Origin of the sequence: Draconibacterium sediminis (genome assembly GCF_000949475.1) — a bacterium.
Taxonomy (GTDB): Bacteria; Bacteroidota; Bacteroidia; order Bacteroidales; family Prolixibacteraceae; genus Draconibacterium; species Draconibacterium sediminis.
Window position 1 is genome coordinate 439,992 of record NZ_JRHC01000002.1, and the last position, 16,351, is coordinate 456,342.

The 16,351-nt window shown below is 40.9% G+C and carries 10 protein-coding genes; 4 read left to right on the forward strand and 6 right to left on the reverse strand.

Annotated elements, in window-relative coordinates:
• Positions 1-35: 35 nt before the first annotated feature.
• Together LH29_RS11755 and LH29_RS11760 are read right to left on the reverse strand one after the other, a co-directional pair.
• A complete protein-coding gene (locus LH29_RS11755; protein WP_232302840.1) occupies positions 36-1,838 on the reverse strand; it encodes a chloride channel protein in 1,803 nt (600 codons plus the stop codon).
• Positions 1,831-3,612 (reverse strand): chloride channel protein, encoded by a 1,782-nt coding sequence (locus LH29_RS11760; protein ID WP_045029893.1) that lies wholly within the window; start codon positions 3,610-3,612, stop codon positions 1,831-1,833. The genes LH29_RS11755 and LH29_RS11760 overlap by 8 nt, the downstream gene beginning before the upstream one ends.
• 100 nt (positions 3,613-3,712) lie before the next feature.
• On the opposite strand from LH29_RS11760, the gene LH29_RS11765 reads away from it, so the two are divergent.
• Both LH29_RS11765 and LH29_RS11770 read left to right on the forward strand, forming a co-directional pair.
• The gene (locus tag LH29_RS11765) at positions 3,713-4,579 is read left to right on the forward strand and encodes a TIGR01777 family oxidoreductase (protein WP_045029895.1); all 867 of its coding nucleotides are present in this window, start codon (positions 3,713-3,715) and stop codon (positions 4,577-4,579) included.
• Positions 4,580-4,644: 65 nt separating this feature from the next.
• Positions 4,645-6,777 (forward strand): FUSC family membrane protein, encoded by a 2,133-nt coding sequence (locus LH29_RS11770; protein ID WP_052670835.1) that lies wholly within the window; start codon positions 4,645-4,647, stop codon positions 6,775-6,777.
• Between the two features lie 360 nt (positions 6,778-7,137).
• On the opposite strand, the gene pckA is transcribed toward LH29_RS11770, so the two are convergent.
• A complete protein-coding gene (pckA, locus tag LH29_RS11780) occupies positions 7,138-8,742 on the reverse strand; it encodes a phosphoenolpyruvate carboxykinase (ATP) (RefSeq protein WP_045029900.1) in 1,605 nt (534 codons plus the stop codon).
• Positions 8,743-8,984: 242 nt separating this feature from the next.
• Positions 8,985-9,884 (reverse strand): site-specific tyrosine recombinase XerD, encoded by a 900-nt coding sequence (gene xerD, locus LH29_RS11785; RefSeq protein WP_045029903.1) that lies wholly within the window; start codon positions 9,882-9,884, stop codon positions 8,985-8,987.
• A 139-nt stretch (positions 9,885-10,023) separates the two neighbouring features.
• Between xerD and aroQ the strand changes: the two genes are divergently transcribed.
• Both aroQ and pyk read left to right on the forward strand, forming a co-directional pair.
• Positions 10,024-10,440 (forward strand): type II 3-dehydroquinate dehydratase, encoded by a 417-nt coding sequence (aroQ, locus tag LH29_RS11790; RefSeq protein WP_045029906.1) that lies wholly within the window; start codon positions 10,024-10,026, stop codon positions 10,438-10,440.
• A 101-nt stretch (positions 10,441-10,541) separates the two neighbouring features.
• On the forward strand, positions 10,542-11,960 hold the full coding sequence (gene pyk / locus LH29_RS11795; protein ID WP_045029909.1) for a pyruvate kinase: 1,419 nt from the start codon (positions 10,542-10,544) through the stop codon (positions 11,958-11,960).
• Positions 11,961-12,572: 612 nt separating this feature from the next.
• Here pyk and LH29_RS11800 read toward each other — a convergent pair.
• The gene (locus LH29_RS11800; protein WP_045029911.1) at positions 12,573-13,223 is read right to left on the reverse strand and encodes a LolA family protein; all 651 of its coding nucleotides are present in this window, start codon (positions 13,221-13,223) and stop codon (positions 12,573-12,575) included.
• Positions 13,224-13,324: 101 nt separating this feature from the next.
• A complete protein-coding gene (locus tag LH29_RS11805; RefSeq protein ID WP_045029914.1) occupies positions 13,325-15,775 on the reverse strand; it encodes an FtsK/SpoIIIE family DNA translocase in 2,451 nt (816 codons plus the stop codon).
• Between the last annotated feature and the right edge of the window lie 576 nt (positions 15,776-16,351).

Consider the following 16,351-nt stretch of genomic DNA (forward strand, 5'->3'; position numbering starts at 1 on the left):
TTTTAATATTTATGACTTTTAAAGAAATAAGCACTCTAGTCATGCGAGAAATATTCCAGGGTTTTTCTGTAGTTGGAGAAAACCACCGCACGCGAAATAAAGCCAAGATATTTACCATCGTCGATAACGGCAAGATTGTATCGGTTTGAAGTTTCAAACTTTTTGGCCACTGTTTCCATATTGTCTTTCGACGAAATATAGAATTCAGGCATAAACATCAGGTCTTTCACCATCACCTGATCGTAAAGTTCGTGCTCAAAAATAAGGTGTTTAACCTTCGAGAGTTTTACCATCCCTTTCAGATAACCATCTTCGTCGACAATTGGGAATAGGTTCCGGTTCGATTTTGAAATTGATTTTACCAGATCGCGCAAACTGGCATCGGGAGAAATAATTTCAAAGTCGTTCTCAATCAGCTTTTTTACCTCCATCGAGCGTAGAATTGCTTTGTCTTTGTGGTGCGTAATTAAATCGCCGGTTTGTGCCAGGTGTTTGGTATAAATAGAATGCGGCTCAAAACGCATGATGGTTACATACGCCACCGTTGAAGTAATCAGTAAGGGAATAAACAAACCATAACCGCCGGTTATTTCGGCGGTTAAGAATATTCCTGTAAGTGGAGCATGCATTACTGCAGCCATCATTCCGGCCATTCCTGCTAATGCAAAGTTATTTTCGGGTACCCCAAGATCGAAAAAAGTATTGAGCAAAAACACCAAAAAATAACCGGCAATAGCACCTGTAAACAATGTTGGAGCAAAAATACCACCGTTACCCCCCGAGCCGGTTGTAGCCGACATGGCAAACACCTTAAAAATGAGTATTCCGGCCAATACCAGTAAAACGATATATGGATTATCTTTCCACTGAAAGAAAATGGAGTTATTCAATAAATCAGCTCCCTGGTTATTAAAAACCGAGTTAATGCTGGTATAACCTTCGCCCCAAAGCGGAGGGAATATAAAAATTAAAATACCAAGCGTAACAGCTCCGATAAGCACCCGCACAAACCAGTTGTTTATTGTACCAAAACGCTTCTCAAGAAACATGGTTCCGCGGGTAAAATAGATTCCCAGCAAACCAGTAAAAATTCCTACAAGTATGTAAATCCATATCATATTAATATGAAATGGTGTAACCTGATCGAAATGCAGCATAACGCCTTCGCCCATAAAAAAGTACGAAATTACCGTGGCCGAAACTGCCGAAATCAGCAATGGAATTAAAAAGGCCATGGTCAGATCGAGCATCAGCACTTCCAGAGTAAAAACAATACCTGCCATTGGCGCATTAAAAATACCTGCAATTGCTCCGGCTGCTCCACAACCCACCATAAGGGTAATGTATTTATAGCGTAGTCTAAATATGCGTGCGAGGTTCGATCCTATTGAAGCTCCGGTTAGTACAATTGGGGCCTCCGATCCTACCGATCCGCCAAAACCAATGGTTAGCGAACTGGCAATCATCGACGAATAGGTTTTTGATGGCCGTAGCTTACTGCTTTTCTTCGAAATTGAATAGAGAATTTTAGACACTCCGTGCCCGATATCATCACGAATAATATACCGAACAAACAAAACCGTTAGCATTATTCCGATGAATGGATACAATAAATAGAGGTAATTAAATCCTTCAACAGAAATTACTTCGGTTAACTCTTCAGCAACAATGTGGATCAGGTTTTTTAACAACAGGGCTGCCAGTCCGCTTAACAGTCCAACAATCAGACTCAGCAAATACAAAAAGTTCTTTTCCGGAATTTTTGCAATTCGCCAGGCAACAAGCCGGTTAAGTGACTTATTCAGCAACATCTTGTTAATTCGAAATAATCTAAACATGAGAAACATCAATTATCTGTTTTCGATAGCGGGTAAACACACGTGCCCGCGAAATAAATCCGATGTATTTACCATTTTCTATCACCGCCAGGTTATAACGCCCCGATGACTCGAATTTAGCAGTAACAATTTCCATGCTGTCATTCGGGTCGATAGAAAATTCAGGCATATACATCAACTCGTTAATTTTCACCGTGTCGTATAGTTCATGTTTAAAGATCATCGTTCTTACATCGTCCATTTTTACCATACCCACCATTGTTCCGTCTTCTTTAACAATCGGAAACAAATCGCGATGTGCCCTGGTAATGGCCTCTGTAAGGTCGCGCAAAGTTGCATCGGGCGACAATACTTCAAAGTCAGTTTCAATTAGTTGTTTTACCTGCATCATTTGCAGTACGTTTGCATCTTTATCGTGGGTTAACAATTCTTTGCGGCGTGCCAACTGAATATGATACACCGAATTAGGCGTAAATGCCCTTACAATAAGGTATGCAAATGTGGCTGTAACCATGAGTGGCACAAATAACTTGTACCCTCCTGAAATATCAGCAATGAGGAATATTCCGGTAAGCGGCGCATGCAAAACACCTGCAATTAATCCCGCCATTCCTATTAGTGCAAAGTTATTCGAATTTAGTTCGCGCACGCCCAGCCGGCTTACAACCAGGGAAAAAAGCATTCCGGTATTTACTCCCATAAAAAGCGTTGGCGCAAAAATACCTCCAACACCACCGGCTCCGAAAGTAAGTGATGTGGCTACGATTTTTAGCAATATAACTGCCACAATAAGCAGCATGGCTGCCCACAACTCTTCGCGTAATGAATAGAATAAACTATTATCGAAAAGATAGTTTAAATCGCCGGCCAAACATTCGTTTATCGACTCGTAACCTTCGCCGTAAAGTGCCGGAAAAAGAAAGATTAGTGCCCCAAGACCGGCCCCTCCAACAACTAATCGTATCCGGCTACTTTTAAATTTTTCAAATATATCGGCTATAAACAAGTACATTTTCGTAAAATAGACCGACACAAAACCGGTAACAATTCCCAAAGCAATGTAATAAGGTAAATCGCCCAGCTCAAAAGCATCAACTACATTAAACGGATAGAGTACATCTTGCCCGAGAAATAAATACGAGGTTAGCACCGCCGTTGATGACGCCAGTAAAAGCGGCACAAGTGAAAACACGGTGAGGTCGATCATTATTACTTCAACAGCAAAAACAATGGCTGCAATGGGCGCTTTAAAAATGGCAGCCATAGCCCCGGCACAGGCGCAGGCAAGCATCAAAATGGTATTTTTATAGTTGAGCCGAAAAATATTGGCAATCCACGATCCCCAGGCCGTGCCGGTTGCTACAGTTGGGCCCTCCAACCCTACCGATCCTCCAAAACCAACGGTTAACGAAGCCGTTACAACCGACGAAAATAAATTATGCCTTGAGATTTTTCCTTTTCGTTTTGAGATACTATGCAGCACATTGGGAATTCCGTGCCTGACTTCTGAACGAACAATATATTTGATTACCAGAATAGCGAGAAAAATACCAACAACCGGCAAAGCAAAATAAATGTAATTCTGCACTTCGTTTGAAACAAGATTATGCACCATCTCTTCGGTAAAACGCACCGTATTTTTAATAATTACGGCGGCAATACCTGCCAAAACACCAATAACAATACTCAGCACGGTTAAAAAACCCCGCTCGCCCAGGTGCTTTAACCGCCACCGGTGCAACCTAACCAGAATATGCTGTCTGTGCTTTGTCATTTTTTATTGATGTGGTAAAAGTAACAATTAGCAAGCGCGATTAACAAATTTTAAGGAACTAAAAGCTAAAGTTTTTGTTAACCTAATAAATCGTTGTAAGATGAAAATAAAACTCACGGGGAGTAACGGTTATATTGGTCAGCTAATTTCATCAGAACTGGTGAAAAAAGGGCATACTGTATCTGGCATAAACCGGGACTTACTCTATAGTTCATCAGCGAACCTGCAGGAAGAAATTCGAAATACCGATGTTGTAATTAACCTTGCCGGCGCGCCCATTTTACAACGCTGGACAAAGAAAAATAAAGAAATCATTTACAACAGCCGGGTAAAAACCACCCATAACCTGGTAAAAGCGATTAGTGAACTACCCGAAATTGAGCGCCCGAAAAAAGTGGTATCGGCATCTGCCATTGGCATTTACAAATCAGGACATTCGCACACCGAAGAAAGTAAAAATTTTGACGATGGTTTTGTTGGAGAGGTAGTTAAAGACTGGGAACACGAACTAACTGCTTTACCCAAGAATGTGCAAACTGTAGTATTTCGGCTCGGAATTGTTTTTGGCAAAGAGGCAAAAACAATACAAAACATGCTTTTACCTTTTAAACTGGGCCTTGGTGGTAAAATCGGGTCGGGTGAGCAGACTTTTCCTTTTATTCACGAACAGGATGTGGTTAATGCATTTATTTGGGCCACCGAAACACTTGAAACAAGCGAAACGTTCAATTTAACCGCACCCGAAACGATTTCGAATAAAGAATTTACGCACAGCTTTGCCCGGGAGTTAAACCGTCCTGCATTTTTTACCGTCCCTGCATTTGCTTTAAAATTGGTGTTTGGCAAGGCAGCTTCGTTACTTACGCAGTCACCTGAAGTATCGTCTGATAAGTTGCAGAAAGCCGGTTTTCATTTCGAATACCCAACAATAAAAGCTACCTTACAAGATATTATTGTTAAGAGCTGAACGGTTTAGTAATTAATTTCTATTCGCATTCATTAGCTTTGTAAAAACACTTTTACACATTATCTATGAAGAACCGGGAAAAAGGCCATTTGCGAACCAACATAAAATTTTTCCGCGATGTATTCCTGTTACATCCCTACCGTTTGTTTGCTTTGCGTGCAACCATTTCGATGGGTATTTTGGCAATACCTTTTATCATTGCCGGCCTGCCGTATTTCGGAGTAACGCTGGCTTTGGGAGCATTGGCCGGTGCTTTGTCGGAAACCGACGACCACCCCAAAGGGCGTGTAAAATCCTTGTCGATAACTATCCTCAGCTTTTTCATTTCCAGTTTTTCGGTTGGGCTTTTAAATAACTACACCTGGCTACTTGGTGCCGGGTTTATACTCTCCACCATCATTTTCATTTTAATTGGCGGCATTGGCGAACGTTATCGTGCCATTACTTTCGGCTCCATATTGGTGGGCATTTATGCCATGCTTGGTGTTGAAATCAGTCCGGCGTGGTACTGGCAGGCGATTTTATTACCAGCCGGAGCACTTTTTCACGGCATACTGACATTGATCCTGATCTTTCGAAATCCATGGCGTTTACTCGACCAGCAAATGGCCAGCGGTTTCCGGGCGCTTGGCAACTATCTGGAAAAAAAAGTGCTGCTTTTCCCCAGCCATAAAGAAGACCAGGAAGACATAAACAAAGACCTGGCTTTGCTAAACGTAAATGTGGTAAATGCACTTGAAGCAATAAAAAACGTATTGAACAATTATGCCCGGGAAATGAGGAACACAGAACCGCTTAACCGTTATCTCCAGCGTTTTATGTTGTTGCAAAGTTTGCATGAGCGTGCCGCATCAACGCACCAGCGCCACGATAAACTGGGAAACAGCAACGAACAAATCGAGATATTGGAAGGTTTTGGCGAAATGCTTCGTCAACTGGCCTATGCCTCAAGAATGGTGGCCGAAAATATGCTTACCGGAACTTCTTATATTCATCCGCCGGCGTTAGAGTGGATTTCAAAAGCCATCGACGACAAACTGCAAACAATGCCTGTTGAAGAGGCTCAGGACCTGATCCTGCTTCACCATAATTTGCATCGGTCGCATGTTTCGTTAAAATACCTCGACAACCTGGAAGAAGGCACGTCTATCCCCCGTTTACGGCACGATGAAAGAACCCCTTTTCAACGCCTGAAAGAACAGCTTACTTTACGTCATCCACGAATGCGTTATGCATTGCGGCTCAGCCTAACCTTTGCATTGGGTTACATTCTTCAGATTTATCTCGATCTCGACAAAGGCCAGTGGGTAATGCTAACCAGTTTGTTTGTTAGCCAGATTACTTACAGCGACACGCGCCGGCGCCTTTTCGAGCGTTTACTCGGAACTGCAACAGGTATTATTATTGGCGCTGCATTGTTACAGATTTTCACGACTACTGCAGCACAGGTTCTGCTAATGATGGGCTCGGCAATGGCCTTTTTCTACTGGCTGCGAAAAAAATATTCGGTAGCGGTAATTTTTGTAACCACTTTTGTACTGAGTGCTTTTAATATCATTTCAAACGACGGAGGCATAAATATCATGATTCCGCGCCTTGTTGATACACTGCTTGGTGCAACTTTGTCGTTTCTTACCATTCGTTTTTTGTGGCCGGGCTGGCAATATCGGCGCATTTCGGGGCTTATTTCCACGGCACTGGAAAAGAACAGGAACTATTTTCAGGCCATTGCAAAAGAGTATAAAGAAGCAAGTAACGACGATTTAAAGTACCGCATTGCCCGAAGAGAAGCGCACCTGGCCGATAACGAGCTGGCACAGGCATGGAACAGTATGCGGCAGGAACCCAAAAGCAAACAGCGTAATATGGAAAATGCTTTAACCATCACCTATTTAAATCATGCACTGTTATCGCACCTTTCGGCACTGGGGGCACATCGCGAAGCCAATATGGTAAACTATAATGATATTGAATCGCTGTTCCGGCAAATCGACAAAAAAATGAGTGAAGCCGGAAAAGAAAGCACCATCCAGGAGGAAAAGTTTTCATCCGACCTGTCGAAACTCTTAATGACATTACAACAGCAAATTAGGGGTACCGAGGCCGGATTAAAACGGCAACAACTTCGTTTATTTTATAATATTGCGGCAACTACATCGAAAATTATTGATGAGCTAAAACGCACCTCTACTCTGTAATTTATAAATGCATAAGGTAACCACGTGCGATAAGCACCATTTTTTTGAGCAAACACTACCTATCGCATGCGTAAGGGGGCATTTTTTTGAGAAATCATTGGCTATCGCATGCGATAGGCCCCACTTTTTCGAAAAAACAAGGTCTATCGCACGCGAAAGGGGCTATTTTTTCAGCAGAATGCCATCTGTAGCATGCGATAAGGGCCATTTTATGGAAAAAATACCATCTGTAGCATGCGAAAGGATACATTTTGTTGAGAAAACACTGCCTGTCGAACGCGATAATGGAGCCATTTTAGGACACAAAAAAACCTTCTGCCCGTAGACAGAAGGTTTTGCGTATATAAAGATTGATCTGAATTAGTCAACTTGAGGACCAGCAGCAACCAATGCTTTACCTTCTTCGTTATCAGTGTATTTAACGAAGTTTTTAACAAAGCGGCTACCCAAATCCTGAGCTTTATCTTCCCACTCTTTAACGTCAGCGTAAGTGTCGCGTGGATCAAGAATACCTGTATCAACTCCTGGCAATGCAGTAGGTACTTCCAGGTTAAATACCGGAATAGTTTTAGTTTCAGCTTTCTCGATTGATCCGTCAAGGATAGCGTTGATGATACCACGAGTATCTTTAATAGAGATACGTTTTCCGGTACCGTTCCAACCAGTGTTTACCAAATAAGCTTCAGCTCCGTGCTCTTCCATTTTTTTCACTAACTCAGCAGCATATTTTGTTGGGTGCAATGTTAAGAATGCAGCACCGAAACATGCAGAGAATGTAGGCTGAGGAGCAGTTACACCACGCTCAGTACCTGCTAATTTTGCAGTAAATCCTGATAAGAAGTGGTATTTAGTTTGTTCCGGAGTTAATTTTGAAACCGGAGGCAATACACCAAATGCATCAGCAGAAAGGAAAATTACTTTTTTCGCATGACCGGCTTTTGATGGTACAGCGATGTTCTCGATGTGGTCAATTGGGTAAGACACACGGGTGTTCTGAGTAACAGAACCATCAGTGAAATCAATTTTACCATCAGCATCAACAGTTACGTTCTCCAAAAGAGCGTTACGTTTGATAGCACCGAAAATTTCCGGCTCAGCATCTTTGTCAAGGTCGATAGTTTTTGCGTAACAACCACCTTCGAAGTTAAAGATACCTTCGTCATCCCAACCGTGCTCGTCATCACCAATCAATTTACGTGAAGCGTCAGTTGAAAGTGTTGTTTTACCAGTACCTGAAAGACCGAAGAAGATAGCAACGTCACCAGCTTCGCCAACGTTAGCAGAACAGTGCATTGAAGCAATACCGCGAAGTGGCAGGTAGTAGTTCATCATTGCGAACATACCTTTTTTCATTTCACCACCATACCATGTACCACCAATTACCTGCATTTTTTCAGTCAGGTTAAATACAGTGTACACTTCTGAGTTCAATCCGTGCTCTTTGTATTTCTCATTAGAAGATTTTGAACCGTTCATTACAACGAAATCCGGCTCGCCGTAAGTTTCCAGTTCTTCAGCAGTTGGACGAAGGAACATGTTAGTCACAAAGTGTGCCTGCCATGCAACTTCCATGATGAAACGAACTTTCAAACGAGTATCTTCGTTTGCACCACAAAATGTGTCAACTACAAATAATTTTTTACCTGAAAGCTGGCTTGTTGTAGTCGCTTTAAGGTCATTCCAAACCTCTTGAGTAATAGGTTTGTTATCGTTTGGAGATTCTGGAGATGTCCACCACATTGTGTTTTCAGTGGTTGCATCTTTAACAATGTATTTATCTTTAGGCGAACGACCTGTAAATACACCTGTCATTACGTTAACAGCGTCAAGCTCTGTTAACTGACCTTTTTCGAATCCCTCTAAAGCAGGATTCATTTCTTCTTCATAAAGTTTCTCGTATGAAGGGTTGTGGATAATTTCCTGTACGTCAACAATTCCGTACTTGCTTAAATCTAAATTTGCCATAACTACCTAATAATTAACTTAATAATACAATTTTTCGTCTACTTAAATCGGGACACAAAAATATCATAATTTTCCAATCGGCAGGGTTGATCTCCCCCATTTGCCCCTTTTTTAATACCGATTAAACATTAGCTTAACAATAGATTTTGTTACGATTATAAGGGTATTTTTATCTTATTTTGATCATTAAAAAAGCGCTACAAATAAAGATGTAACGCTCTCTTATTATAATCCTATGCTTGTTATGATCTCGGATGAAACTGATGAATAGTCGACTTCAGATAATCCTTGTCGAGGTGTGTATAAATTTCGGTGGTTAATATCGACTCGTGCCCTAACATCTCCTGAACGGCCCTCAAATCGGCTCCACCATTTATCAGGTGTGTGGCAAACGAGTGACGGAAGGTATGCGGACTAATTTTCTTATCTAAATTCACTTTAGCGGCCAGATTTTTAATAATGGTAAAAATCATTACCCTGCTTAATTTTCTTCCCCGGCGGTTTAAAAACAGAATGTTTTCGCTGTCCTTATTCACCCGCAAATTTTTTCGGTAATTGGCCAGGTACTTATTAATCTCTTCAATTGCCCGTCCGCTTACCGGTACCAAACGCTCTTTGCCGGCTTTTCCTTCAATTTTTATAAATCCCTGCTCAAAAAATAAGTTGGTCATTTTCAGGTTTACCAGCTCCGATACACGCAAACCACAGCTGTACAAGGTTTCCAGCATGGCTTTGTTCCGCTGCCCTTCTGATTTTTTCAGATCGATGGCATTGATTAGCGTATCAATTTCTTCCATTGATAATATATCGGGAAGTTTCCGGCCAATTTTTGGCGATTCGAGTAAAGCCGTCGGATCACTGGTGATTTTCTCTTCAATTAACAGGTATTTATAGAATGATTTTATGCCTGAGATGGTTCGAGCCTGAGTTCGCGGACTAACACCTTTATCATTTAACCATTCAACAAAACTTTTTAATTGACTTAGCGTTACCTTTTCCGGATTTACCCCTTTGAAACTTTTTTCAAAAAAATTCTCAAGTTTATTGATATCATTAATGTAGGCAGCTATTGAGTTCTGCGATAATGATTTCTCCAACTTTAAGTAATTTTCATATCCCTTTTTACATTCCTCCCATTTCATAATATTGCAAATTAAGGTTACTTTTATGTCTGTTTATACTACGCTACGTATGTTTATCGGTGCGATAAACTATTATAACAAAAAAATATTACGTTGCATTTTGAATAAAGTTACTATAAAATAAATTAAAATCGAAGAAATGAAGCTCTTGATTATCAATGGACCTAACTTAAACCTGCTTGGAGTAAGGGAAAAGTCGATTTATGGAACAGAAAGTTTTAAAAGTTATTATGAACAATTGAAACAGGATTTCGCCAATATTGACCTTACCTATTTTCAATCAAACGTTGAAGGAGAACTTATAAATTCGTTACACGAGCATGGTTTTAATTACGATGGGATAATCATAAATGCCGGTGCCTACACGCACACATCTGTGGCCATCCGCGATGCTATTGCCGGCATACAAACGCCTGTTGTTGAAGTGCATATATCAAATACACTAACACGCGAAGATTTCAGACATAAATCGATTATTGGCCCGGTATGTAAAGGATGTATTATGGGATTTGGACTCGAATCATATCGATTGGCAATCCAAAGTTTCGTAAATTGACTCGTAATATATACTCTCTATTAAATTAATCAATGATTAAATTTAATTTAACCGTTAAATCGGGTTTTATTATACTTTTGCGCGCTTAAAATTTAGAAGTAATGAGACAGACCAAAATTGTTGCAACAATTTCCGATTTAAGATGTGACGTTGATTTTATTCAGTCACTTTATGATGCGGGACTCAACGTAGCCCGTATTAACACCGCCCATATTACTCCCGAAAGCGGGAAAGTTATGGTTGACAATATTCGAGCGGTTTCAGATAAAATTGCAATTCTTGTTGACACCAAAGGCCCTGAAATAAGAACATGTCAAACTCTTTCGGACACAGAGGTTAAGGAAGGAGAACTGGTTACACTATCCTACTCTACCGGAGTACTGGATGATGTAAAAAACATTTGCGTGAACTATAAAGGTTTTGTAAACGACCTGAATGTTGGCAATAAAATTCTTGTTGATGACGGCGAAACTGAATTTGAAGTAGTTGAAAAACACATTAAATATTTATTGTGTAGAGTTTGCAACTCGGGCGTTATTAAAAAGCGCAAGAGTATTAACGTACCTGGCGTAGAAATTAAATTACCATCGCTGACTGAACGCGACGTGGAGTTTATTCGCTTTGCTGCCGAGAACAATCTTGATTTTATTGCGCACTCGTTTGTACGCCACAAAGAAGATGTGAACGAAGTTCAGAAAATTCTGGATGAGCACAACAGCCCGATTAAAATTATTGCCAAAATTGAAAACATGGAGGGTGTTGACAATATCGACGAGATATTGGAGCACGCTTATGGAATAATGGTAGCACGTGGCGATTTGGGTATTGAACTTCCTGAATCGAAAATCCCGTCGATTCAACGTAACCTGGTTCGTCGTGCCATATTGTACCAAAAACCGGTTATTATTGCCACACAAATGCTGCACACCATGATTGAGCACCCAAGACCAACACGTGCCGAGGTGAGCGACGTAGCAAGTGCTATTTACATGGGAACCGATGCGATAATGTTAAGTGGCGAAACGGCTTACGGAAAATATCCTGTAGAAGCGGTTAAAGCGATGGATAAAATTGCTCAGGAGGTTGAACCTGACCGCGACCGCCGCGAGTTAGCTGTTCCGCTTAAAGCAGATATTCCTGCCTATCTGGCTCAATCGGCTATTCGTGCTGCACGCGAATTAAAACCCGATGCGATTATTACATCAACCACAACAGGAAAAACAGCTCGTTACCTTTCGTCGTACCGTCCGTTTTACCCGGTTTATGTAAAATGTCACTCACATCGTGTAATGCGCGAGCTGGCGCTTTCATTTGGTGTTCACCCTACGTTCCTTGAAACGAAAAAGAACAAAATGAAGATCCAGAAAGCCGCTGTTCAGGAGTTGGTTAACCAGGGAACAATTAACATGGACGACCTGGTAATTTATGTAGGTGGCCGTTTTGGTGAAGATGCTGGTGCATCGTTCATCGAAATATCAACTGCCGACAGGTTATTCATGAAACCAAAAGAATTAAGTTAACAACGATATTCTGCATAAAAAAAGCCTTGTTTCTTCATTGAAGCAAGGCTTTTCTTTTTGTAATAAACTGCTTATTTGATACTGGATACTTGATGCTGGATACTGGATGCTGGATGCTGGATATTAGAATTGCTAAACTGATAAATTGTAAAATTGTAGCTCATAACTTCCGGTGCAGTTCTCAGTGAAACTCCGTGATTGCTCAGAGCAACTCTGAGGTAAAATCCTTTATATTTTTTGCCTTTGTACTAGATGCTCGATACCAGATACTGGACACTGGTTACAAACTCGTAACTCATAGCTAGCAGCTCGGAGCTTGAAACACTTTTGCTCCCGACGCTACGGTCGGGATTTTGCTACGCTCAACTTTTTACTTTAATCTTTACCTAGATGCTGGATGCTTGATACTCGATACTTGATACAAACTCGTAACTCATAACTAGCGGCTCGTAGCTAGTAACTAGTAGCTTAATACCAGATATTTGAAATTAAGTTTAAAACTTCATTGAATATTCTTCATTGTTTATTCAATATTTGTCATTCAGTATTTCACCATAAAAAAAGCCTTGCTTCTTTACTGAAACAAGGCTTTTTCTTTTTTAAATAAGCTGCTTATCGGAAATCAATAACTTCTACATCAGCATGGTCAGCAGCATTAAAAACAAATTCAGAATCATCAAAACCCGCATTTGTGTCCATTTCTTTAACCAGGATTCCATACAGGTTTCCATCTGTACTGTGCAGGGTTGCCGAGTGAATCATCATTTTAGCCTTGTCGATAGCCACTTCAATTTTTGTTACATCGTAGGTATCCGAATCAGGAAAAAGATTGATATGATAAAGTGTTTTACCGCCTTCTGTTTTTTCGTCTATAAATTCAGAACGGAAACCGCGCTCGTAAATACTAAATAACGACGAAGGATCCATTAACTCACTGCTTTCATCATCAATATTCGAAATGGTTACCTGATTACCGTCTTTCATGTAATTCCATATAGTTTCACCATTTGAAAATACTTCAACTCCCAAATCGGGCAATTGCACACAATATTTCTGACCTTTGATTTTTATGGTACCGGCATTCGTTTCGTCAATATCCATTTCTTTATTCACCATCGAAAAAACAAAACTGGCCGACATCGATTTTATTTCTTTGGTTTTGGCACTTACCTCATCCAGAATTTTCTTTGCCTTTGCATCGCTCTGCGACCACCCTAAAGTTGCCACCATCAGAAGTGCAACCATCAATACTATCCTTCTCATCATTTTACTTTTGTACTATTCCTATGTAAGAAAATGAAAACGCTACGATTTTTCTACCCAATGTATAAATCCCGATTCCGTATCACCCTCAAAAATTAATTCTACAAGCTATTCAATAACTGTTCCAAACTATATTCGTCCTGCAGTAAAACCTGTCGGGCCTTACTTCCTTCACTTGGTCCAACAATTCCGGCCGCCTCCAGCTGATCCATTAAACGCCCTGCACGATTATACCCGATCGAGAATTTTCGCTGTATCATTGATGTCGATCCCATTTGGTTCATCACCACTACGCGCGCCGCATCGTCAAACAATTCATCGCGGTTACGCAGATCCACTTCTCCCGGTCCGGGCTCCTCGTCGCTGGCATATTCAGGTAACAAAAATGCAGTTGGATACCCACGCTGATCGCCGATAAATTCAACAATTTTTTCCACTTCAGGCGTATCAACAAAAGCACACTGTACACGTGTCATTTCACTTCCCTGCGAAATAAGCATATCTCCACGCCCGATAAGCTGGTTCGCACCCGGCGAATCAAGAATGGTACGCGAGTCGATCATCGACGCCACCTTAAACGCAATACGCGCCGGGAAGTTCGCCTTAATCACACCGGTAATAATATTGGTCGACGGACGCTGAGTGGCAATAATCATGTGAATTCCAACCGCCCTTGCCAGCTGCGCAATTCGTGCAATCGGCAATTCAATCTCTTTTCCGGCAGTCATAATCAGGTCGGCAAACTCATCGATAATGACCACAATGTAGGGCATAAAACGGTGTCCTTTTTCAGGATTCAGTCTGCGCGATATAAATTTCCTGTTATACTCTTTAATATTACGTGCCTGTGCTATTTTCAGCAAATCGTAACGTGCATCCATTTCCACGTTAATCGAATTCAGCGTATTTTTAACTTTCTGAATATCGGTGATCACCGGCTCTTCAGAATCGGGCAATTTTGCCAGGTAATGCTTTTCCAACACCGAATAAATATTCAGCTCCACCTTTTTCGGGTCGATAAAAACAAACTTCAGTTGCGACGGGTGTTTTTTATACAACAACGAAGTGATGATCACGTTTATACCCACCGACTTACCCTGTCCGGTAGCCCCCGCAACAAGAATGTGCGGCATTTTTACCAGGTCGAACATAAAGGTCTCGTTCGAAATGGTTTTACCCAAAGCAACCGGTAATTCGGCCTTGCTCTCCTGGAAGCGTTTCGAGCGAATAATCGAGTGCATCGATACCGTTTCAGGATTCTGGTTTGGCACCTCGATACCGATGGTTCCGCGCCCCGGAATAGGTGCAATAATACGAATACCAAGCGCTGCCAGACTCAGGGCAATATCATCTTCGAGGTTTTTAATCTTCGAGATACGCACGCCTGGCGCCGGCACAATTTCATAAAGTGTAATTGTTGGACCGATTGTAGCCCGTATTTTTGTGATCTCGATTTTATAATGACGCAGCGTTTCAACAATTTTATTTTTATTGGCTACGAGTTCTTCATTTTTAACCTCGGCATTACCAAATTTATGATCTTCCAGCAATTCCAGCGTAGGGAATTTAAAACTTGCCAGATCCAGTGTTGGATCATAATCTTCCAGCTCCTCCGGTTCTGCACCATCCGACTCCTCCTCCTCGAGTTTTGGCGCAACCGTTAAACTCAGGTCATCCTCTTTTTTCACAGGAATCACTTCAATGTCATCACCACTTTCCTCGTCCGGCTCTTCTATTTCAATTTCATCTTCTATCTCAATCGCCGGCTCTTCTATCGGCAAATCATCATCATCGTCCGACTCAAAAATGGCTTTCACCACATCGTCGTCATCTTCAATAATCTTTGTTATCGCCTCTTCTCCCTCAACTTCTTCTTTCGAAATGGTCGTTTCTTCCATCTCTGCATCTTCCTGTTCAGTATCGTCCGATTTTCTTTTCAACAGCCCTTTCAGCATATTAAAAGCACCATCAAAACGAACCACCACAATGGCCAGCCCGGAAATAAACAACAGGAATACCAGCCCTACAATGCCAATCAGCGAACGCAGCCAGTTGCTTAATATAAACCCATAATGGCCGCCCCAATAGATGGCCGATCCGGCATCGGTTTTGTTTAAAAACAATCCCAGCGCCACCGAAAACCAAATTATACAGATAAGCGTATACCATACACTTTTCAAAAAATTCCCGGTTTTCCGGCCTAAAATCCGCGCTCCGGTAATAGCCATCAGGTAAACCAACCCAAAGGATGCCAGTCCAAAACCACGGTTCATAATTACTTCCGACAAATAAGCGCCCAGTTTCATCCCTTTATTCTGAGCCTTTACCTCAGTGTTGAAAAGGAATTCGCGCCAGCCCGAATCCATTATACTTTGATCGGCTGCACCGTAAAATAAAAACGACACAAAGGAGATTAACAGGTAAGCTGCTGTTAAAAGCACGAACAATCCGAACAGGAAATACAATTTCTCGCTCTTAAACAGGGATGTACGCTTCTTTTGGGTACGTTTATTTTTTGATTTTACTGGCTTTTTCTTCGCTCTAAATGCCATGGAATTATTTTTAATCCGAATTTTTATTCACAACAAATTTCCAATATAACGATTAAGTTTCATTTCAATTTTTGAGATTCCAAAAATCATTCAACAAAATCGACTTTAACCGCTAAACTGGAACATTATTCCTCTTAAAACTGAATAATGTGGGTTAAATTGTCCGCAAATTTAACTAAAAAAACTTAGCCTAATTAATTCATTTTAATGAATTAATTACCCGAAGGGCTGACGAAATAATTGAGATACAATTATTTGTCAGGGCTAACCTTGACATTGAAAATCATAAATATATTTTTTAAAAACATGTATCGTGCAGATTTTCAATCGTCAACACTTCGTGTGAAAAATTTCTCGAATTTTTCAGGTTAGGTAGAAGTTATGCCCGCTTGCTAATTCCTGCTATCATCTCAAGAAAAAAGTGTTAATAAATTCAGGCCTTTTTCTTGCAATTCGAAAGAAAGAGTGTTACCTGTTTTCCGAATTAATAAACCAATCTGAAAAAGCTGTTGTAAAATAGTTCAACCACCACAAAACCAAGTGCTAACACATTTCTTTTTTTGTTTTGTTTTTCTA